Here is a 21,215-nt window from a genome sequence, read left to right as displayed (position 1 = left end):
TCAAATTGAATGTTTAATTTTTAATACATATTTTTATGGAAATTCCTAAAATCGTTGGAGCAGGATTAGTAGTTATTGGAGCAGGTATTGGTATTGGTAGAATCGGTGGTTCTGCAATGGATGCAATCGCTCGTCAACCAGAAGCTACTGGAAAAATTCAAACAGCTATGCTTATTGCAGCTGCGCTTATTGAAGGTATTGGATTTGCAGCTTTATTTGCTGTATAATTCTTCAAAACAAAAAGCTGTAACGGTTGGTTGCAGCTTTTGTTTCTAAAATTAAATTATAAAGAATACAATTAAAAATATACTATGGAAAAGTTAATAAATGATTTTTCGTTTGGATTGTTTATCTGGCAAACAATAATTTTTGTAGGATTGATTTTCTTATTGAAAAAATTTGCTTGGAAACCAATTCTTGATGCCGTTAACGAAAGAGAAGAAGGAATAAAAAATGCGTTACTTTCTGCTGACAATGCTAGAAAAGAAATGCAAAACCTTCAAAACGATAATCAACGTATTTTGCAAGAAGCAAGAATGGAACGTGATTCTTTATTAAAAGATGCTCGTGAAATGAAAGATAAAATGGTTGCTGACGCAAAAAATGAAGCGCAAGCTCAAGGTCTAAAAATGATCGAACAAGCTAAAGCTGCTATCGAAAGTGAAAAAAATGCAGCTATGGCAGAATTGAAACTTCAGGTTTCTACTTTGTCACTTGAAATTGCCGAAAAATTATTAAAAGACGAATTGTCTAACAAAGAAGCTCAAGTGAAATTGGTGGAAAAAATGTTAGGGGACGCTAAATTAAACTAATATGTCAAGTACAAGAGCAGCAATTCGTTACGCAAAAGCTATTTTAGAAATAGCCGTCTCCAAAAAAGTGGCTTCTGAAGTGAGTGCTGATATGGCATTGATTGCAAACACAATAGAAGGAAATACAGAATTAAGTTCTTTTATACAAAATCCGCTTACAAAAACGGATGTAAAGAATAATGTTGTTTCTGAAGTTTTTGCTTCTGTAAATCCAATAACTAAAAGTCTATTTCAATTAGTACTGGAAAACAAAAGATTTGAAATCTTGGGTGCTATTGCAGTAGAATACAATAAATTGTTTGATGTTATGAAAGGTGTTGAAGTAGCAAAAGTTACTACAGCAATTCCTATGGATGCGGCGTTAGAAGCTAAAGTTTTAGCAAAAATAGCAACATTTTCAAACAAGAAAATTACAATTGAAAACACAGTAGATCCTGCTATTATTGGAGGGTTTATATTAAGAATAGGCGACAAGCAATACAATGCTTCTGTTGCTAATAGATTACAAGTATTAAAGAGAGAATTAAGTAACTAGTTATTTATACATAATTATGGCGGAAATTAAACCTGCTGAGATTTCAGCAATATTAAAAAAGCAAGTAGAAGGTTTTGAATCTGGTGCTACATTAGAAGAAGTAGGTTCTGTACTTCAAGTTGGAGATGGAATTGCTCGTGTTTACGGACTTTCTAATGTTCAATATGGTGAACTTGTAGAATTTGATAACGGACTAGAAGGTATCGTTTTGAATTTAGAAGAAGACAATGTGGGTGTGGTACTTTTAGGACCATCTACAGGAATCAAAGAAGGTTCAACTGCAAAAAGAACACAACGTATTGCTTCTCTAAAAACTGGAGAAGGAATTGTAGGTCGTGTAGTAAACACTCTTGGTTTTCCAATTGATGGTAAAGGACCAATTACAGGTGAATTATTCGAAATGCCTTTAGAAAGAAAAGCTCCTGGAGTTATCTTCCGTCAACCAGTTACTGAGCCATTACAAACTGGTATCAAAGCAGTAGATGCAATGATTCCTGTAGGTCGTGGACAACGTGAACTAGTTATTGGTGACCGTCAAACAGGTAAATCAACTGTTTGTATCGATACTATCTTAAATCAAAAAGAATTTTACGATGCAGGAAAACCTGTATTTTGTATCTATGTTGCAATTGGACAAAAAGCGTCTACTGTAGCAGGAATTGCTAAAATGTTAGAAGAAAAAGGTGCAATGGCGTATACCGTTATTGTTGCTGCAAATGCTTCTGATCCAGCTCCGATGCAAGTTTATGCGCCTATGGCCGGAGCTGCAATTGGAGAATATTTTAGAGATTCAGGTCGTCCAGCTTTAATTGTTTATGATGATTTATCTAAACAAGCTGTTGCTTACCGTGAGGTTTCTCTTTTATTAAGAAGACCACCGGGACGTGAGGCATATCCTGGAGACGTTTTTTACTTACACTCTCGTTTATTAGAAAGAGCTTGTAAAGTAATTGCTGATGATGGAATTGCTAAAAACATGAACGATTTACCAGATTCATTAAAAGGTATCGTAAAAGGTGGTGGTTCTTTGACTGCTTTACCAATTATCGAAACTCAAGCTGGTGACGTTTCTGCATACATCCCAACAAACGTAATTTCGATTACTGATGGTCAGATTTTCTTGGATGGAGATTTGTTTAACTCAGGAGTTCGTCCAGCGATTAACGTAGGTATTTCGGTATCTCGTGTTGGAGGTAATGCACAAATTAAATCTATGAAGAAAGTAGCAGGTACTTTAAAATTAGATCAAGCGCAATACCGTGAATTAGAAGCTTTTGCTAAATTTGGTTCTGATTTAGATGCTGTAACTTTGAACGTAATTGAAAAAGGAAAAAGAAACGTAGAGATTTTAAAACAAAATCTTAATGACCCTTATACTGTTGAAGACCAAACTGCCATTATCTATGCAGGTTCTAAAAACTTGTTGAGAAATGTTCCTGTTACTAAAGTAAAAGAATTCGAAAAAGATTACTTAGAATACTTAAACAACAAAAACAGAGCAACTCTTGATGCATTGAAAGCAGGTAAACTGACTGACGAAATCACAGATGTGTTAGAAGCAGCAGCAAAAGAAGTTTCAGCGAAATATAACTAATATTAGTTGATGGTTGTTGGTTGATGGTTGTTGGAATTATCCAATTAACTATCAACCAACAACTAACAACCAACAACTATTTACAATGGCAAATTTAAAGGAAATCCGTAATAGAATTACTTCCGTTTCATCTACGATGCAAATTACATCGGCAATGAAAATGGTTTCTGCTGCAAAGCTAAAAAAAGCACAAGATGCCATTACAGCAATGCGACCTTATGCCGAAAAACTAACGGAATTACTTCAAAATCTTTCAGCAACTCTTGATGGTGATGCTGGTGGAGAATACACAACACAACGCGAAGTTAAAAAAGTATTAGTTGTTGCTATTACTTCAAACAGAGGATTGTGTGGTGCTTTCAATAGTAATGTAATTAAAGAAGTTAAAAACCGTGCTGAATATTACACAGGAAAACAAGTAGACGTTTTTGCCATTGGTAAAAAAGGAAACGATATTCTAACGAAAACTTTATCAGTAGTAGACAATCAAAGTCAGGTTTTTGATCATTTAACATTTGATAATGTTACTGTAATTGCGGAAACATTGACTCAAAAATTTGTTACTGGTGAGTATGACAAAATTGAATTGGTTTACAACCAATTTAAAAATGCGGCAACACAAATCGTTCAAGTAGAACAGTTTTTACCGTTAGCAGCGATTAAAACAGATAAACCAGCTTCAACTGGAGATTATATCTTTGAACCTTCTAAGGAAGAAATTGTATTGACTTTGATTCCAAAATCATTGAAAACACAATTATATAAAGGAATTAGAGATTCATTTGCTTCTGAACACGGAGCGCGTATGACTGCCATGCACAAAGCAACAGACAACGCAACCGAATTGAGAGATCAATTGAAATTAACATACAACAAAGCACGTCAAGCTGCGATTACTAACGAGATTTTAGAAATCGTTGGTGGAGCTGAAGCTTTGAAAGGATAGTCGATCGCAGATTTTTGAATGCAGATTATATCGAATTTAGATTTGTAAATAAAACAATGAAGCCAGCAAATATTGCTGGCTTCATTGCTGTTTATAGCTTTTATTTACATCATTATTTTCTATTGTTAAAGTTTCTTTTTATAAAAACGACTTCAAAATGAATAGGTACTAATTTTTTCGGAATTAGTTCAAGACAATTAGTTTTTGCATTCAGGTAATTTGAAATGGAAATCACATGTTGAGTAGGCTAGAAATAAGCGTGTTTTAAACCTTAGTTAGTTAAAAACCTTAATGTTCCAAATAAAATTACAAACTAGTCTTTATGGTCAAACTTTTACTGAATATAAATATGCAGAGAATTTTTTATAGCATCTTAATAAGTTTAATTGCTAACAACTAATTCTAATACTATTAATTTGAACTTATTGAAGCTTCCAATTCTTTCACTTTTTCGAAAATCAAATTGCTTTCAAAACCTTTCCGAAGCAGATAGTCACAAAATTTCTTCCTTTTTTTTAAAATATTGATTTCTCGAATAGTTTCCCAATGTCTTTCAGACAGAGCATGAAATGTAGTTGCATATTCCTCAGGTTTGATTTCTTGGAGTGCAATTGTAATTAATGTTTGTGATATTTTTTTGAACTTTAATTCATTTATAATCCTGATTTTCCCCCAATGTTTGATGCGATGTTTTCCTCTAGCAAAACTGCAGGCAAATCGTTCTTCATTTAGAAAATTGTCGGTGATTAAATGAACCATTATTTGATCTATCTCATCTGTTGTCATATTCATACTTCTTAACTTTGAAACCACTTCTTCGTGGCAACGCTCTTGATAGGCACAGAAATGTTCTATCTTTTTTTGGGCTTCTTTAAAAGTTGAAACTTTTTTCATAAATGAATATTATCATAATTTTAATACAAAACACTATTGCCATTGTTTAGACAAATGTAAGTTTTTTATTTATTATTATAAATACCTAAACAACAATGGTTTACAATAAGTAGTATAACAGATTATTGTGCAGATTATCGTTTTTATTTTATGCTATTGATAATGTGTTATTTCTTTGTTTTAAATCCTTTTTATATTGATATTAAATGACTTAGGGAAAATTTATTATTTAGCACAAATAAATTTATGTACAAAATATTACAACTTTCGTTTTTTTTATTTTTCCTTGAAACAGTTAGTTTTGGTTCAACTATCACTAGTACCACTTCAGGCAATTGGGCTTCAGCATTAACTTGGGCTTCAGTTTCAATGACTGGTACAATTACAACATCTACCACAACTATAAATATTAGCGGTGCTGGGACTTCTTTTTTAACAGAATTGGCGGTTGGAAGCATACTTATAACTTCAGGAGGAAATACGATTGGAACCGTTGCAAATATTGCGAGTAATACGTCATTGACATTAGTTGCAAATGCTAATTCAAATAATACTGACATTTTATATAAGGCTCAAGTTGTTCCTACATCTAAGGATGATGTTTTAATTTCTGATGGGACTACTGTAACATTAAATGTAAGTGCAGTTATGAGAAGTGTAATTGTAAACAATGGCGCTACTTTGAATGTAAATAGTGGTTTGGTTTTCAAAGTAGGAAGCGAAACTGTCTTAGGTAATTTTACAGTAAACAGTGGAGGAATGTTTTCATTGGGATCCGGAAGCGATAAATCTACAGTGATAGTTTATGGAAATTATACTAATTATGGAGAAACTATTTTTTACAAAAGTGATGTATTAATAAGAGGTAATTTAATTACTCCATCTACTTCATCATTACAAAACAATGGTAATGTGATTGTGGGTGGCGACATAATAGGTAAATTCGATATTTCTGGACAAGCTGGAGCGGGTATTATTTATGCTTTAGATCCATATGCCACTGTAGATATTACCCCGACAAGTATAAATAATAATGTCATTCCAGGTACTTTTCCTTCAGGAGAAACTGCAGAATTAATAGGTATTGTTAATACAGTGATATATGGAGGAGACTGTACATTTATTGTTAATAATATATCAAATGCTACTGTTTGTTCTGGATCTAATGTTGTTTTTACTGTTTCAACTTCTGGTACTACTCCTACCTATCAATGGCAGGTTAATACTAATGGTTCTGGCTGGGTGAATTTAACAAATGGGTTGATTTATAGTGGAGTAACAACATCCAATCTTACAATAATTGGTGTTGATATTTTAATGAATAATTTTAAATATAGGGCTAAAATTACAGCTGGATCTCCAACAACATGTACAAAAAATGGAAATTATGGTATCTTGACAGTTAATGCATCAGCTCTAACAATAACTACACAACCGATAAGCCAGTTAGATTGCGAAGGTGCATCTGTAAAGTTTAAAGCTGTTGCATCAGGAACAGGGCTAACTTTTACTTGGCAACGGAAAAAACCTTTAGATTCGAATTTTATCACAATTCCTGTTGAAGGAAATATATCCTATCCATCAATAGGTGAGATTAAAGTAGATAATGTAGGAAGTGCACAGTCACCTAGTGGGACATTATATCAAGTTATTGTTAATAATAGTAGTGGTTGTAGTGTAACCTCAACGGCAGCAACACTTTTGGTGAATGAAATTACAGGAGTAACAGGAAGTACAACAGTTACTCAATGTTATGGCACAGGTTATACTTATACGGTTTCTACTTCGACACCATCTCCAGGATATGTTGTTTCATATAAATGGAAAAGCTCGGTAGCTTTTGGGTCGTGGAATGATGTTGTCGATGGGGTTCATTTTACAGGAGCTACTACTGCAACATTAAAAATATTAAACGGTACGCCTTCAGAATCTGGAGAATATAGAGTATTTGTTACTTTTCATTCATCAGGTGCCGATTGTAATGTGAGTAGTACATCCCGAACCCGATTGATTACCTTTCAACCATTGTTACTTACTCCATCAGTTAATGTAATACAGCCCACATGTAATTCAGCTTTTGGCACAATAACCGTTACTGTTCAAACGTCAAGCGATACATACAGCTTCGATAACGGACTTAGTTATCAGATAAGTAATATTAAATCTGGATTGGTAGTTGGGAATTATAATGTAATTATTAAAAATTTATCAGGATGTATTTCATCAACTAGAAGTGTTACTTTAAAAAGCGCAAATAATGTTTGGAATGGTTCGGTTTGGTCTAATAGTACATCACCAATTAGTACAGAAAATATAGAGTTTAATGCTAATTATACCTCGACTGCTGATATTTTAGCTTGCTCTTGTACTGTGACTTCGGGTATCGTTACGATCCCTTCTGGAAACAATTTAATATTAGATGGAAAACTAACTGTCACTTCGCCAGGCTCATTAATCTTCGAAGATTCTTCAAGTTTGGTACAAAAAAATACTTTTATTGGAGCAAACACAGGGAATATAATCTATAAGCGATATGCCTCCATTCGAAATACGGATTACACCTATTGGTCTTCTCCTGTTAAAGGGTACACTCTAGGTGGGGTTTCTCAAAACAAAACGCTTTCAGACAAGTATTATTCTTTTAATTCGATTTTAGAAAATTGGCAACAAGAATCAGCAGCAACAGTTATGACAAATGGCATAGGTTATATTGTTCGCGGCCCTGAACCAATAATTTCTCCACCGATACCAGCTCCTCTAGGTATTTACGAGGCTTCTTTTGTTGGGGAACCTAATAATGGGAATCTATTAATTACTTCAATTATTTCAGATAAATCGTATCTTTTGGGTAATCCTTATCCATCGGCTATAAGTGCAGATTTGTTTTTAGCAGCCAATGCTGGTGTTTTGAATGGCACAATTTATTTCTGGACTCATAATACAAAAATAGGTACCAATGTATCAAATCCAGGCAGTGGGGTTATTGCATATTCTAATGATGATTATGCAACTTATAATGCGACAGGTGGTGTTGGTGCTTCTCTACCAGATTTAGGTTCCAATACCAGTGCAGCTCCAAGTGGCAATACAGGAATTAATAATAATACTATTCCAAACGGCTCAATAGCTGTTGGACAAGGCTTTTTTGGTTCAAGTAAAACTACTCTTTCTGGTAGTTCAATTGTATTTAATAATAGGATGCGTTTAGCAGGAGGAACAACTTTGTTAGATGGTTCAATAGTAAATGGACAATTTTTCAAAACTAGAAATCCTAAAATCATTAAAACAATCGAAAAAAAGCGTATTTGGTTAAACTTAACTAATACGCAAGGAGCGTTCAAACAAATATTAATTGGATACATTACAGATGCCACCAATGAATATGACGAGCGCTTTGATGGAGAAAGTTTTGATGGCAATGAATTTTTAGATTTTTATTCTATAAACACAAACAAAAATTTGGTAATTCAAGGACGATCATTACCCTTTGAGGAAAATGATGAAGTTCCTTTAGGATATAGAACGACAATAGACGGTAATTTTACAATAAACATTGGTCAAGTTGATGACTCATTTATCAATCAAGCGGTATTTATTGAGGACAAATTAACAAACACTGTTTTCGACTTAAAAAATGGAAATTATACATTTAGTACTGTTACTGGAACTTTTAACGATCGTTTTATTTTAAAATATAAAAGTCCTGAAAAAACTTTAGGGTCTTCTGATTTAAATTTTACAGAAAACAAAGTTTTAGTTTCCTGTAAAAACAAACAAATAAAAATTTACTCTTTTGTTGAATCGATTATTAAAGTCACTATTTATGACTTGTTAGGAAAGCAGATTTTTCAAAAAAACAATATAAATAATTTTGAATTGTCGATAGCTAATTTAGTCCCAAATCACCAAACTTTTATTGTAAAAACGAGCTTATTAAATGGAAAAATAGTAACCAATAAAATAATTTTTTAGCATTTTACTTTAAATCGAATGATAAATAACTATGAAGTAAAAAATAGAAATATAAAATTTATATTTTTTTTTAAAAATAAATTATCAGCTATACACATTTATCAATAGTTCAATTTTCCGATTTAATTTCACTACGGAAAACTTAAAAAATTAGTATACAGTTTCGATGTTTTATTATAAGCAACTTTTCATTTTACATAAAAATTTCATTTTTAAATGTTAAATTAAGTAGTTAGTCTATTCTAATTACAGTTTGACAGTTTTTTTTTGTATTTATATAACTAATTATTTAATTCGCACCTAAAATGACTCTGCTTTCTTATTTGAAGATCAAGCTATTGAAAATGATTTCCCCAGAATCAAAAATCAACTTATGAACTACGATTACCTTAAGAATACTTTTTCCATATTTATAAAAACACATACTCTTATTTTATTTCTTTGTTTGGTATTAGTTGGAGCAACTGGTTTTGGACAAATCTCTCATAGCACACCTGGAACTTACACTTTTATTGTTCCTACAGGTATAACTAGTATTACAGTTCAAGCTTGGGGTGCTGGTGAAGATGGCAAAAATAATAGTGATTATGGAGGAGGAGGAGGAGGAGCTTATGCTGAAAGTACTTTTAAGGTAACTACTGGTGACACTTATACAATTATTGTTGGCTCACATGGTGATAATGGTGATAATTCTAGCATATCTGTATCGAGTTCCCCAAGTACATTATTAGTAAAAGCAGAAGGTGGTGGAAAAAACGCTTATCATCAAGGAGGAAAATCATCCGGCAGTATTGGAACTATAAAATATTCTGGTGGTGATGGTCATCGTTCCTCTATATATTATGGTGGTGGTGGAAGCTCTGCAGGAAACACAGGAAATGGTAGTGATGCTTATTTTAGTAATGGAGGTATTGGAGAGAGTGGTATTAGTGGAAATGGAGGCAATGGTAATCAAACCGCTGATAATGGAACTAACCCAGGTGGTGGAGGTGGAGAAGGCCGTTATAAAAATGGCGATGGGGGTAATGGTAAGGTAATAATAAATGGGGTACCATGTCCAATATTTGCAATAAGTAATTTGTCCGCAACTAATACTTGTATTTCAGGAACTTCAATAGTTACAATCAACGCAGATGCATCAAGTTTACCAGTCGGATCCTATATGGTAACATATGATAAAAGTTCGCCTTCAGCAACTGCGCTTACTGCAAGCATGACAGTTTCAACTGCTGGAACTGGTAGTTTTACTGTAAGTGATTTAACAACTGCTGGAACCATTACAATCACAATATCTAAATTAACTTTAGAAAGTTGTGAAACTACATTTAGTGGAAAAATAGCCTATCTTACTGTTTTTGCAAACAATACGGCTGGTGTAGCTTCGTCTTCACCAACAGTTTGTGTTAATACACCTATTACAAATATCACCCATAGTACAACTGGAGCATCAGGAATAGGAAGTCCTACTGGATTACCAGCTGGTGTTACAGCAAGTTGGGCATCAAATACTATTACTTTAAGTGGAGCGCCAACTGCTATTGGAGTATTTAACTATAGTATTCCTCTTTCAGGCGGTTGCAGTGTAGATAGTGCCACTGGTATAATTACAGTAACAGGATTAACATCAACTGGGGTTACTATTTGTGCAGGAGACTCAGGATTTTTGACTTCAGCCTTTGTATGTGAAAATGAAAACCCTGTTTCATTGACAAAATTAGCAACAGCAGCAACTACCGAATCGGGTAATGTTTGGGATAATCCAACCAATGTGTATAATAATGATAATAATTTTGCTTCGAGTACTATAAAAAGCAATTCTTCTGCAATTCTTAGTGCAACAAATTTTGATTTTTCTGCAATTCCTGATAATGCTTCAATCATTACTGTTCAAGTAGCAATTGGACGTAAAGCAAGTAAAACGAATTGTATTAGAGACAATTCTTTATTTCTAATTGTTGGTGGTGTATCTGAAGGTATTAATATGGCAGATAATTCGACTTATTGGCCAACATCAAATAGTTCTAGTTTTTATTCTTATTCTCCAAATAATTGGGGATTTCCAAGTTTGACTGTAGCTCAAATTAAAGCAAGTAATTTTGGTGTTGCTTTTTCAGCAAAGGAATCGACTAAAAGTTCTAAAACGGCATCTTTAGATTATATTAGTGTTGAAATAACATATACAGTTCCAGGTTCATTAGATTGGTACACGGCTTCATCTGGGGGAGTAAAAATTGGTTCTGGGTCTTTTTTTAATCCAGTTGGAATATCAGGTTCAGGATTAGTAGATACAAATACACCAGGAACAACTACTTTTTTTGCAGCATGCTCAACAAATTCATCATGTCGTAATCCAACGACTTTTGTAATTAATGCAATACCAGTTGCGCCATCACCAGAAGTTAAACAGCCAAGTTGTACCGTAAAAACAGGAACAATTACAATTACTGCGCCAGCGGCTACTGGTATGTCTTATAGTATTGATGGTGTAAACTACTCAAACACTTCAGGTATTTTCACATTAGTTCCTATTGGAATTTATAATGTAACAGCGAAATTGAACACTGGCTGTGTCTCTATTGCTACAGCAGTAGAAATTAAAATCCCGACAAATACATGGAATGGATCTTCTTGGTCACTAGGTACTCCTAATAGTACTCAAGCGATAGTTTTTAATGGAGATTATTTGTCAATACTAGATGAGGATATAACAGCTTGTTCATGTAGCGTAAATGTGGGAAAAAAGGTTAAAATAAATGCAGGACGTAACTTAATAATATCAAATGAAGTTAATGTTTATGGTACTTTAACTTTCGAAGATACTGCCAGTTTGGTACAAATAAATAATGTGTCAAATACTAATTTAGGCAATATTATTTACAAGCGTAATACCACTAAAATAACTAAATTTGATTACACTTATTGGTCAACTCCAGTATTGCCATTTTCTTTAGGAAGGGTTTCACCAAACACGCAAGGAGACAAGTTTTATTCTTTTGATTCTAATATAGAAAATTGGAAACAAGAATCAGCAGCATCGCTAATGGTTCCTGGTGTCGGCTATATTATTCGAGGTCCGCAGAACTATATTGCACCTAGGCCACCTTCGACTTATGAAGCTGCTTTTGAAGGAATTCCTAATAATGGTCATTATGAAATTAAGGGTATAAATCCGGAAAGATCTTATCTTTTAGGAAATCCATACCCATCAGCTTTAGATGCAGATACATTTTTAAATGCCAATCAAAATGTACTTATTGGAACAATTTATTTCTGGACACACAACACACCAATAGCTTTTGGTACTCCTGATCCAGGTTCAGGTTTATATGCCTACTCGGGAAATGATTATGCATCTTATAACAGCACAGGAGGAGTTGGGACAGCAGATAATAGCAGCGTTCCTGGAATTAATAATGATAATATTCCAAACGGAAAAATTGCAACAGGTCAAGGTTTCTTTGGATCTAGTAAAACTAATATAGATGGATTTGTTCCTGGAACACCAATCATTTTTGACAATATGATGAGAGTTGGAGTTATTGATGTCCTAAAAGAAGATAATTTACAATTTTTCAAAACAAGAAATTTTAAAACAGTTAAAACAATCGAAAAAAACCGCATTTGGTTAAATTTAACAAATACTCAAGGTGCTTTCAAACAAGCCTTAGTAGGCTATATTACTGACGCTACAAACAATTATGAAGATCGTTTTGACGGAGAAAGCTATGATGGAAATGATTTTCTAGATTTTTATTCCGTAAATCAAGGTATAAATCTTGCCATTCAAGGAAGAGCTTTACCCTTCAATGATAATGACGAAGTGCCATTGGGATATAGAGTAGTTGTCGAGGGCACTTTTTCCGTTGCTATTGGTAAAATTGATGGTTTGCTTTCAAATCAATCCGTCTATTTAGAAGACAAGTTGACAAACACCATTTTTGACTTAAAAAAGGGTAATTATTCCTTTAACACAGTAGCAGGAATTTTCAATGATCGATTTGTGTTGAAGTATAAGGCTGCTGACACTACCTTAGGATCTACGGAGTTTGAGGCTCAAGTAAACAATGTTTTAGTTTCAATTAAAAACAAACAGATAACCTTAAATTCCTTTGATGAAACGATAGTTAATGTTACCATTTATGATCTTCTCGGAAGACAAATTTATCAAAAAACCAAAGTGAATAGTAATGAATTGTCGATACCTAATTTAATTTCAAGCCACCAAACCTTAGTTGTGAAAACGAGTTTAAAAAACGGTAAAACAATAACCAATAAAATAATTTTATAGCTCAAAGTTTACTTGTTTAAATTTCCAATGTCATCAATCTTAGATGTGAAAGTATTTATTGCTTACAAAATTTTGTTAACACAATGTTAAAATATGTAGTTTGTCTATCATAAATGCATTTAAACGGATTTTTTTATTTTTTTTTCAAAATAATAGTATATCTTGCGCTCACAATAATTAGACTTTTTGATTGAAAGTCATGCTATTGAAAATGAGTTCCCCAAATCAAAAAAAACCAAATGAACTACAATTATACAAAGGTCAATGCTATTTGTAAAACAAAAACATATGGCCAATTTTTTCTTTTTTTTATCCTGCTAATAGCTTTTACTGGTCACGGACAAATCTCTCAAAGTATACCTAACACTTATGAATTTGAAATTCCTGCTGGAGTAACTAGTATCACCGTTGAAGCATGGGGTGGTGGAGGTGGTGGTGAAAATGGTAATAATTCAAATGGTGGTAATGGCGGCGGCGGCGGCGGGTATGTCAAATCTACACTGACAGTTATCCCTGGGGTTAAGTATAAATATATTGTTGGAGCTGGCGGCGAAATAGAAGGAAATGGAAGTGATTCTAGTTTCGGTACTTCTTTGTTAGTTGCTAGAGGTGGCTACGCGGGTAATGCTGGTAGCCCTAAAGGATCAGGCGGAGGTGTTTTCCTTTTAAATGTTGTTACTGGAACATCAATTTCTAATAAAAATGGCGCTAACGGCTTTTTAAGTTCTGAATCAAATGATAAAGCTGGAGGAGCTGGAGGAGATGGTGGAAATGGTGGAATTGGTGGAATTGGTGGAAATGGAAAAGATAAAGAAGCAGAAATTGGGAGTAATCCTGGAGGCGGCGGCGGCGGTGGCGGACAAAAATCTTACGGAGGAAAAGGTGGTAATGGTTTAGTTAAAATTACTTTTAATTGTCCTTCAGCGGCAACGATAGCCTATTTAGGAAGTCCTTACTGCACTTCAATGACATCGGGGCAAAGTGTAACAAAAACTGGATCTTCTGGCGGAACTTATACAGCTTCTCCAATAGGCCTAAGCATCAACAGTTCTACAGGAGCAATTACACCTTCCTCTAGTGTAGTTGGAACTTATACTGTAACCTATACTTATGCATCTGGAAGTTGTACAGGATTGAAAGCAACAGCTTCAATAACAATAAACTCAAGCTTAACTACTCCATTAATAGGAATAGCCACTCCTGAAAAATGTAATACTTTAGGAAGTGTAGTGTTGAATGGATTACCAGCAACAGGAATTATCAACCAATCAGGAATAGCTACTGCTAGTTATCCTATTACAGGAAGCTCAATGACCATTACTAATTTAGCAGCAGGTAATTATACGTTTACGACTTCAAATGGTTCTTGTACTTCTAATGCTACAAGTTCTGTAACTATTGACGGTGTGAAAACAAATAAATGGAATGGATCGACTTGGGATAACGGCCTAACTACTACGGATCAAAATATTGTTTTTGCAGCTGATTATAGTAAAGATGAGGATGTAAATGGTTGTTCATGTCTTGTGATTGGAAGTAAAAATGTAGTGATTAAGTCAGGAAGAACAATGAAGATAGTTAATGAAATTAAGATAAATGGTACTTTAAGTTTTGAAGATTCTGCTAGTCTAGTACAAGATAACAATGATGCTGTAAATTCAGGAAATATAACATATATTCGAAATTCATCTTCAGTTCGTAAATCGGATTACACTTATTGGTCTTCGCCAGTATTAAACCAAAGCCTAAATATATCGTCGTCTTATGCATCGGGATTGTTTTATTCCTATGATGATTTTGCAACTCCTGAAAATTGGTCTAAAGAAGGATCGTCAACTATTATGAAAATTGGCAAAGGATATATCATTCGAGCTTCTTTAAAAGGTTCGCAATCAGAAGCATCCACCTATAATGCTAGTTTTATTGGGGAACCAAATAATGGGATCAAAACAATTGCAATTGGCCCTCTTGGGACATCTAATTTGTTAGGGAATCCTTATCCATCAGCATTAGATGCTGACAAGTTTTTTTCAGCAAATAGTTCAGTGATTGAAGGTACTATTTATTTATGGACACACAATACAGCAATTCAATCGGCTTCAAATATAGTTATTGGCAAATCAGGTTCTGGAACATTGGCATATACTTCAGACGATTATGCAACTTATAATGGAACAGGTGGTGTAGCAGCAATTATTGGTGGAATTAAACCTACGGGTAAAATAGCAGCGGGACAAGCATTCTTTACTACTAGTAAAGCAACAAGTTCATCAGTGACATTCAATAATAATATGCGTATTGCTGGATTGACTTTGGTTGACGGAACAGTTGTTAATCAACAGTTTTTCAAAAAGAGAAATTCAAAAACGGATTCCGTTATCGAAAAAAACCGTATTTGGTTGAACTTAACAAACAGTGAAGGAGCATTTAAACAAACTTTGATAGGTTATTTAACAGATGCTACAAATGAATATGACAATCGTTTTGATGGAGAGAGTTTTGATGGGAATGACTTTGTGGATTTTTATTCTTTAAATCAAGACAAAAAATTAACTATTCAAGGACGTGCATTGCCATTTGCTGAAAATGATGAAGTGCCTTTAGGATATAGTTCTACAATAGCCGGTGAATTTACTATAAATATTGACCAAGTTGATGGTTCATTAACCAATCAAAATGTATTTATTGAAGACAAATTAACCAATAACACATTCAATTTAAAAAATGGTGATTATACATTTAACACCTTTTCTGGTACTTTTAACGATCGTTTTGTTTTGCGTTATACAAACAATAAGACTTTAAATGTAGAATCGCTTAAAGCTGACGATGGTATATTAGTTCTTTATTCGAGTAATTATAAAGTTTTGATTATTCGAAATAATGATGTTCTTACAACTTTAAAATCTATTGTTCTTTACAATTTAACGGGTCAACAAATAGGATTTTGGGAAGTTGAAGCAAATTTAGAATCAAATATTGAGATTCCAATTAAAAATATAAGTAAAGGAGTTTATATAGTAAAAGTTAATTCAAAAAGGGGTGTTATCGATAAAAAAATTATTGTTAATTAAGGCCCAAATAGCAAATTGAATATTTTTTTAAAATTCAAATAAATTAAATACATAAAAAAAAAAGGCTGTTTCACAATTTGCGAAACAGCCTTTTTTTTAAGCTATCCTAAAAAGTAAAAAGAGTTATTTCCCTTTTGTACTTAATTCTAAATTTCTTTCAATGGTATGACCAGGTCGAGACCATTTTGGTTTTTCACCAAGAGCGGCAAATTTTGAATCTTCAGCCCCAATGGATTCACGTTGTTGTACTTTTGCAAAAGGTTGTTGGTTTTTTAATCCTAAAACTTCAAACATTTTAGCATCTTCGTTAGCGTCGTTATTAGGAGTTGTAAGCAATTTGTCACCTGAGAAAATTGAATTGGCTCCAGCCAAAAAGCACATAGCCTGACCTTCGCGACTCATATTTACTCTACCTGCAGAAAGACGCACTTGAGTTTCAGGCAATACAATTCTTGTGGTAGCTACCATTCGAATCATCTCCCAAATTTCAACTAGTTTTTCTTCTTGTAGAGGTGTTCCGGCTACAGGAACTAAAGCGTTGATAGGTGTAGATTCTGGTTGGGGAACTAAAGTAGAAAGCGCTACAAGCATTCCAGCTCTATCTTCGATACTTTCGCCCATTCCTATAATTCCACCACTACATACGGTTATATTTGTTTTACGAACATTATCTATGGTTTGTAAACGATCTTCAAATCCACGAGTTGAAATCACTTTTTTATAATATTCTTCAGAAGTATCAAGGTTGTGATTGTAAGCATAAAGTCCTGCTTCAGACAAGCGTTGGGCTTGGTTTTCAGTTATCATTCCTAATGTACAGCACACTTCCATGTCCATTTTATTGATGGTACGCACCATTTCTAAAACTTGGTCAAATTCTTGGCCATCTTTTACATTTCTCCAGGCAGCACCCATACACACTCTAGAAGACCCATTAGATTTAGCATCTAAAGCTTTTTCTCTTACTTCTTCAACCGACATTAAATCGTTTGAATCTATAGACGTTTGGTATCTTTTGGCTTGCGGACAATACCCACAATCTTCAGAACAACCACCAGTTTTTATAGAAACTAAAGTTGAAATTTGTACCACATTTGGGTCATGGTGTGCTCTATGAACAGTAGCTGCATCATAAAGCAATTCCATTAGAGGTTTGTTATATATTGCGATAATTTCGTCTTTTGACAAATTGTGTCTTGTAATACTCATTGTATGTATTTTTTGATTCATCAAAAGTAGTTAAATTGTTCTAAAGAAGCAAAGACGAAATTGCGAAATATGATTCCAATTATAAAGGAAAGGAATCAATTAATCAGCTTTATATTTATCGTTCCAATACAGCATTAACAATAATGCAACTATTACAGAAGAGGCAACTCCTTCGAACAGTAAGCTAAGACAAAAGTCTACAATTGTAGGGTTTCCTGTAAATAAAAAGGTTTTGGGCAAATTTTGTACATATGAATCACCTCCATTAATGTAACTAAAAATAAGCAATCCAATAACGCTTAAAAACACCCCTATCAGCGAAGTTTTAATTGCAGAAATGGCATTTGAAACAAAATTTACTTTTCCTTCTGAAATATTCATTTTTAAAGTTCGATTTACCCCATATAATACAAAAACACCGTTAAACATGCGTAAATAGGCTTTATCTCCATATCCAATGGCATTGATAAAAAGAAAATAAATAGAAATTCCTAGGAAAATAATAAAACCGTTTGTTAATTCTTTTGATAATTTCATGTGGTTTATTTTTGGAGGGTTAGAAAATATTAAATTTCAGTTAAACAAAAATGTAACTATGCAAACAAAAAGTATTATATCAAAATTACGAAAAAATTAGATTCATTGAGGAAAAAACTCGAAATGAAAAAAAAAGGGTCTTATTTGTATATGAAACGAATTGATGCTTCCTTATCTTCTTCTAATTGCTCTTTTAATAAAGCAACACTTTCAAATTTTTGTTCAGGACGGAGGTATTCAAGAATAGAGACTGCTACTTTTTGATCATATAAATCACCATTAAAATCAAAATAATTAATTTCGATGGATAAATTATTCCCTGAAACAGTTGGATTAAATCCGATATTCATCATTCCAAAAACAGTTTTTTCCTTGATTATACTTTTTACAATATAAGCTCCTTTTTGAGGAATGAGTTTGTAGTTTTCTTCAATTTTAAGGTTTGCTGTAGGGAATCCAATTGTTCTTCCAAGTTGTTTTCCTTTGAAAACGGTTCCAGTTAAAAAATAATTATAACCCAAATATTTATTGGCCAAAGCCATTTTTCCTTCTAATAATGCTTTTCTAATTTTGGTTGAACTAATTGAAATATCATTGATTTCTTGAACAGAAATTTGTTCCACTTCAAAATCATATTGTTTTCCAAAAGTGATTAAGTCGTCTATATTGGCAGAACGATCTTTGCCAAATCGATGATCGTGTCCAATAATTATTTTTTGGATGTGAAATTGATCCACAAGAACTGTTTTAACAAATTCCTGAGCAGACAATCTCGAAAAGGATTCGTCGAATGGGTGAATAACTAAGTTTTGAATCCCTAATTTTTCTAATAATTCTTTTTTTTCAGAAATAGTATTCAGTAATTTTACCTCTGATTGTCCATCTAAAACCATTCTGGGATGTGGAAAAAAAGTGAGTACTAGGCTTTCATATTTTCCAGCTTCTGTATTTTGAGTCAGTTTTTCCAGAATTTTTTTATGTCCAATGTGAACGCCGTCAAAAGTACCCAATGTAAGAATAGTTTTTTTGGGTGAACTGAAATCGGAAATAGAATTGAAAATTTTCAATGAGATAGTTTTATAAAGGTGTAAATTTAGGATATTAATAAGATATAAAAAAAAGAGGATAGAAATAATTCAACCCTCTTAATCTCTTTTTCTGGAATTAAATTATTCTTTGATAAAGGGTATAGATTTTTTATGATCATCTTTTTCAACAGTAATATAATACACTCCATTGCTTAAAGAAGAAGTGTTTATTGTTAAATCAGATGCTGATAACACTTTCTTTTGAGCGATGATTTGCCCTAAGTTGTTATAAATAATATAGTTATTTGGTATCCCAAAACTATCTGAAACTCTTATGTTTAAAGTGTTTTTAGTAGGATTTGGATACATAAAGATGTCATTTGAATTCTCAAATTCTAATGTTGCCAATGTATTTGTTGTAAAGGATATGCTTTGTTTTGAAGTAAAACTTGATCCTGATTTTATTGTTATTGCGTCATCTGTAGATTTTATACTATAACTACCATTTCCAGAACCTCCAAGACCAGAGCCACAACAAATTCCGTCACCAGCGGAGTCATTTATAGTAAATGTATAACATTGATTATTATCTAATGTCCAGGTTTGGGTAATTAAAGCCGGAATTGCGGATACACTTTTATCATCTACATAAGTATCTGTATAAGGTCCGCCACTAAATTTAATTACTCCCGAACCATCTTTGATATTCCAAGTGGTTTCGCTTCCAAAATAATCTTGTTGTAATGTAAATTTATAGGTATTGAAAGTATAGTTAGTTGGAGAATTTGGAACAATATAAGTCCCTGTAGCCGCATTATTAGAAGATCTTTGATCTGTAACGCCATTTGCAGTAACAACACTTACCGAAATGAATCCGTTTGAAGTTGAATTTATGATTACGTTAAAAGTAGCATATTTATTAGTTGCTAAAGTACCACTCCAATTATATTCTACATTGCTTCCGCCATTTATACTATAATTCAATTTTGCAGAAGTTAAAGTTGTTGTACCACGATTATATAATACCACGGTTTTTGTTGTCTGGTTAGTAACTCCTCCACAAATACTTATGGGGCAGCTTTCATATAGTTTAACTTCTACGTCGTTTGACACTAGAGTAATTGCAGCTCCCTTTGTTGAAGTTTTCAAAGAACTTCTTCTGGCAGCATTATTCATAATGACCACTATTCTTTCCTTTTGATTTTGTGTAAAAATGTTCATACACTCGTCATTTGTATAATCCATATAGTTCTCTATCATGTCATTTCCAGCAACTGCGGGACAAGAATCAGAAGTAACACATTCATAATTTTCCCATCCTGATTGTGGAGTATCTGCACAATAATCGGAGGCTGTACAATCTTTTGTGTTTTTATCACGACTTCCTCCATCTCCCCATATATGTCTTAGTCCAAGCCAATGCCCAACTTCATGAGTCATAGTTCTTCCTTTGTCATAGGGTTTTACTAAAAAGAAGTTGTTACCAAAGTTACTACTACCAAACACATCATAACTTGAAACAACACCATCAGTGCTTGAAGGACCTCCTGACGTATCAAGACCTTCTAAATAATTAGGATTGGATGGAGAAAAATTATTATCAGGAAATTGTGCATATCCTAAGAGAGTATTGTCTGTAAATTTCAAACTCCACATATTCATGTACAGATTTGGATCCCAAATAGTGGCTGGTTTAAGGGTAGAATTAATGTCAATTTCGGACCAAGAGGATTCACATAGACTTACTCTGTCAATCCCGTTTGTTGGGTTTCCATTTGGGTCTTGTTGAGCCAAAACAAATTGAATTTCTACATCTGCAGCAACAGGGTTTGTACTTGTACCTCCTGGTGTACCTAGCATTTTTCTGTAATCTTGGTTCAAAACAGTTATTTGTGAAATTACCTGTTCATCAGTTATATTTGGTGCTACTCCAATATCTTGTCCACTATGTATAACGTGAACAACAACTGGAATAATAACTACTGTTGCGGCTGTTTTAGAATTGATTCTATTTGCCTTGTATTTTTTGACTAATGGAGTTAACCAAGCTTCAAATTGAGTATTAGACATCCTTTTTGGGTCTTTTTCTTGAAGATATTGTTCGTACTCGGTTGTTGCACATCGTACCAATCCATTTTTCGGGTTTTTTGAAGTAACAAGTTTGCCAAATACCGTTTTAACAGTTGGATTAGCGTCTTGCCCATAAGTGTTGCTTAAATAAAACACACCAGTAATGATTAGAATTATTTTGATAGATAAGGAGGCTGTTTGTTTCATTTAAATAAAAAATTTTGTCAAAAATACAGCTATTTTTTTTAATTAATTA

The 21,215-nt window shown here is 33.3% G+C and carries 13 protein-coding genes; 8 read left to right on the top strand and 5 right to left on the bottom strand.

All coding sequences use genetic code 11. From position 1 onward, the window contains the following. Positions 1-35: 35 nt before the first annotated feature. The 5 genes from atpE to atpG all read left to right on the top strand — a co-directional run bounded on the left by atpE (position 36) and on the right by atpG (position 3,887). Positions 36-227 carry an ATP synthase F0 subunit C gene (gene atpE, locus E0F76_RS02475; protein ID WP_073367797.1) on the top strand — a complete coding sequence of 64 codons (192 nt, stop codon included), beginning with the start codon at positions 36-38 and terminating at the stop codon, positions 225-227. Between the two features lie 84 nt (positions 228-311). Further along, positions 312-812, top strand: a complete 501-nt coding sequence (locus E0F76_RS02470; RefSeq protein WP_132000912.1) for a F0F1 ATP synthase subunit B — start codon at positions 312-314, stop codon at positions 810-812. 1 nt (position 813) lies between these two features. Next, positions 814-1,347, top strand: coding sequence for an ATP synthase F1 subunit delta (atpH, locus tag E0F76_RS02465; protein ID WP_132000910.1), 534 nt, complete (start codon positions 814-816; stop codon positions 1,345-1,347). A 16-nt stretch (positions 1,348-1,363) separates the two neighbouring features. Continuing rightward, positions 1,364-2,941 carry a F0F1 ATP synthase subunit alpha gene (gene atpA / locus E0F76_RS02460; protein WP_132000908.1) on the top strand — a complete coding sequence of 526 codons (1,578 nt, stop codon included), beginning with the start codon at positions 1,364-1,366 and terminating at the stop codon, positions 2,939-2,941. Positions 2,942-3,026: 85 nt separating this feature from the next. Continuing rightward, positions 3,027-3,887: an ATP synthase F1 subunit gamma gene (gene atpG, locus E0F76_RS02455; protein WP_132000906.1), complete on the top strand. Its 861-nt coding sequence runs from the start codon at positions 3,027-3,029 to the stop codon at positions 3,885-3,887. Positions 3,888-4,298: 411 nt separating this feature from the next. On the opposite strand, the gene E0F76_RS02450 is transcribed toward atpG, so the two are convergent. Next, on the bottom strand, positions 4,299-4,781 hold the full coding sequence (locus tag E0F76_RS02450) for a regulatory protein RecX (protein ID WP_132000904.1): 483 nt from the start codon (positions 4,779-4,781) through the stop codon (positions 4,299-4,301). A 246-nt stretch (positions 4,782-5,027) separates the two neighbouring features. On the opposite strand from E0F76_RS02450, the gene E0F76_RS02445 reads away from it, so the two are divergent. From E0F76_RS02445 to E0F76_RS19825, 3 genes are all read left to right on the top strand, one after another. Next, positions 5,028-8,753 (top strand): T9SS sorting signal type C domain-containing protein, encoded by a 3,726-nt coding sequence (locus E0F76_RS02445; RefSeq protein ID WP_132000902.1) that lies wholly within the window; start codon positions 5,028-5,030, stop codon positions 8,751-8,753. A 373-nt stretch (positions 8,754-9,126) separates the two neighbouring features. Further along, a complete protein-coding gene (locus tag E0F76_RS02440) occupies positions 9,127-13,041 on the top strand; it encodes a T9SS sorting signal type C domain-containing protein (RefSeq protein WP_132000900.1) in 3,915 nt (1,304 codons plus the stop codon). Between the two features lie 239 nt (positions 13,042-13,280). Then, on the top strand, positions 13,281-16,115 hold the full coding sequence (locus E0F76_RS19825; protein ID WP_165932621.1) for a glycine-rich domain-containing protein: 2,835 nt from the start codon (positions 13,281-13,283) through the stop codon (positions 16,113-16,115). Positions 16,116-16,238: 123 nt separating this feature from the next. On the opposite strand, the gene bioB is transcribed toward E0F76_RS19825, so the two are convergent. From bioB to E0F76_RS02415, 4 genes are all read right to left on the bottom strand, one after another. Continuing rightward, entirely contained in the window at positions 16,239-17,324 is a 1,086-nt protein-coding gene (gene bioB / locus E0F76_RS02430) for a biotin synthase BioB (protein WP_132000898.1), read from the bottom strand. 99 nt (positions 17,325-17,423) lie between these two features. Next, positions 17,424-17,861, bottom strand: a complete 438-nt coding sequence (locus E0F76_RS02425) for a hypothetical protein (RefSeq protein WP_132000896.1) — start codon at positions 17,859-17,861, stop codon at positions 17,424-17,426. Between the two features lie 140 nt (positions 17,862-18,001). Beyond that, complete coding sequence (locus E0F76_RS02420) at positions 18,002-18,928, bottom strand: bifunctional riboflavin kinase/FAD synthetase (protein WP_132000894.1); 927 nt, start codon at positions 18,926-18,928, stop codon at positions 18,002-18,004. A gap of 102 nt (positions 18,929-19,030) precedes the next feature. Beyond that, positions 19,031-21,166: a M43 family zinc metalloprotease gene (locus tag E0F76_RS02415; RefSeq protein ID WP_132000892.1), complete on the bottom strand. Its 2,136-nt coding sequence runs from the start codon at positions 21,164-21,166 to the stop codon at positions 19,031-19,033. Positions 21,167-21,215 lie beyond the last annotated feature (49 nt).

The organism is Flavobacterium cellulosilyticum (assembly GCF_004349355.1).
Lineage (GTDB): Bacteria > Bacteroidota > Bacteroidia > Flavobacteriales > Flavobacteriaceae > Flavobacterium > Flavobacterium cellulosilyticum.
This window is presented reverse-complemented; position numbering and strand designations above follow the sequence as displayed.

What these genes read in the sequence shown, in the direction of transcription:
- atpE (WP_073367797.1), top strand. Translation starts at nt 36, where the DNA reads ATGGAAATTCCTAAAATCGTTGGAGCAGGATTAGTAGTTATTGGAGCA.
- E0F76_RS02470 (WP_132000912.1), top strand. Translation starts at nt 312, where the DNA reads ATGGAAAAGTTAATAAATGATTTTTCGTTTGGATTGTTTATCTGGCAA.
- atpH (WP_132000910.1), top strand. Translation starts at nt 814, where the DNA reads ATGTCAAGTACAAGAGCAGCAATTCGTTACGCAAAAGCTATTTTAGAA.
- atpA (WP_132000908.1), top strand. Translation starts at nt 1,364, where the DNA reads ATGGCGGAAATTAAACCTGCTGAGATTTCAGCAATATTAAAAAAGCAA.
- atpG (WP_132000906.1), top strand. Translation starts at nt 3,027, where the DNA reads ATGGCAAATTTAAAGGAAATCCGTAATAGAATTACTTCCGTTTCATCT.
- E0F76_RS02450 (WP_132000904.1), bottom strand. Translation starts at nt 4,781, where the DNA reads ATGAAAAAAGTTTCAACTTTTAAAGAAGCCCAAAAAAAGATAGAACAT.
- E0F76_RS02445 (WP_132000902.1), top strand. Translation starts at nt 5,028, where the DNA reads ATGTACAAAATATTACAACTTTCGTTTTTTTTATTTTTCCTTGAAACA.
- E0F76_RS02440 (WP_132000900.1), top strand. Translation starts at nt 9,127, where the DNA reads ATGAACTACGATTACCTTAAGAATACTTTTTCCATATTTATAAAAACA.
- E0F76_RS19825 (WP_165932621.1), top strand. Translation starts at nt 13,281, where the DNA reads ATGAACTACAATTATACAAAGGTCAATGCTATTTGTAAAACAAAAACA.
- bioB (WP_132000898.1), bottom strand. Translation starts at nt 17,324, where the DNA reads ATGAGTATTACAAGACACAATTTGTCAAAAGACGAAATTATCGCAATA.
- E0F76_RS02425 (WP_132000896.1), bottom strand. Translation starts at nt 17,861, where the DNA reads ATGAAATTATCAAAAGAATTAACAAACGGTTTTATTATTTTCCTAGGA.
- E0F76_RS02415 (WP_132000892.1), bottom strand. Translation starts at nt 21,166, where the DNA reads ATGAAACAAACAGCCTCCTTATCTATCAAAATAATTCTAATCATTACT.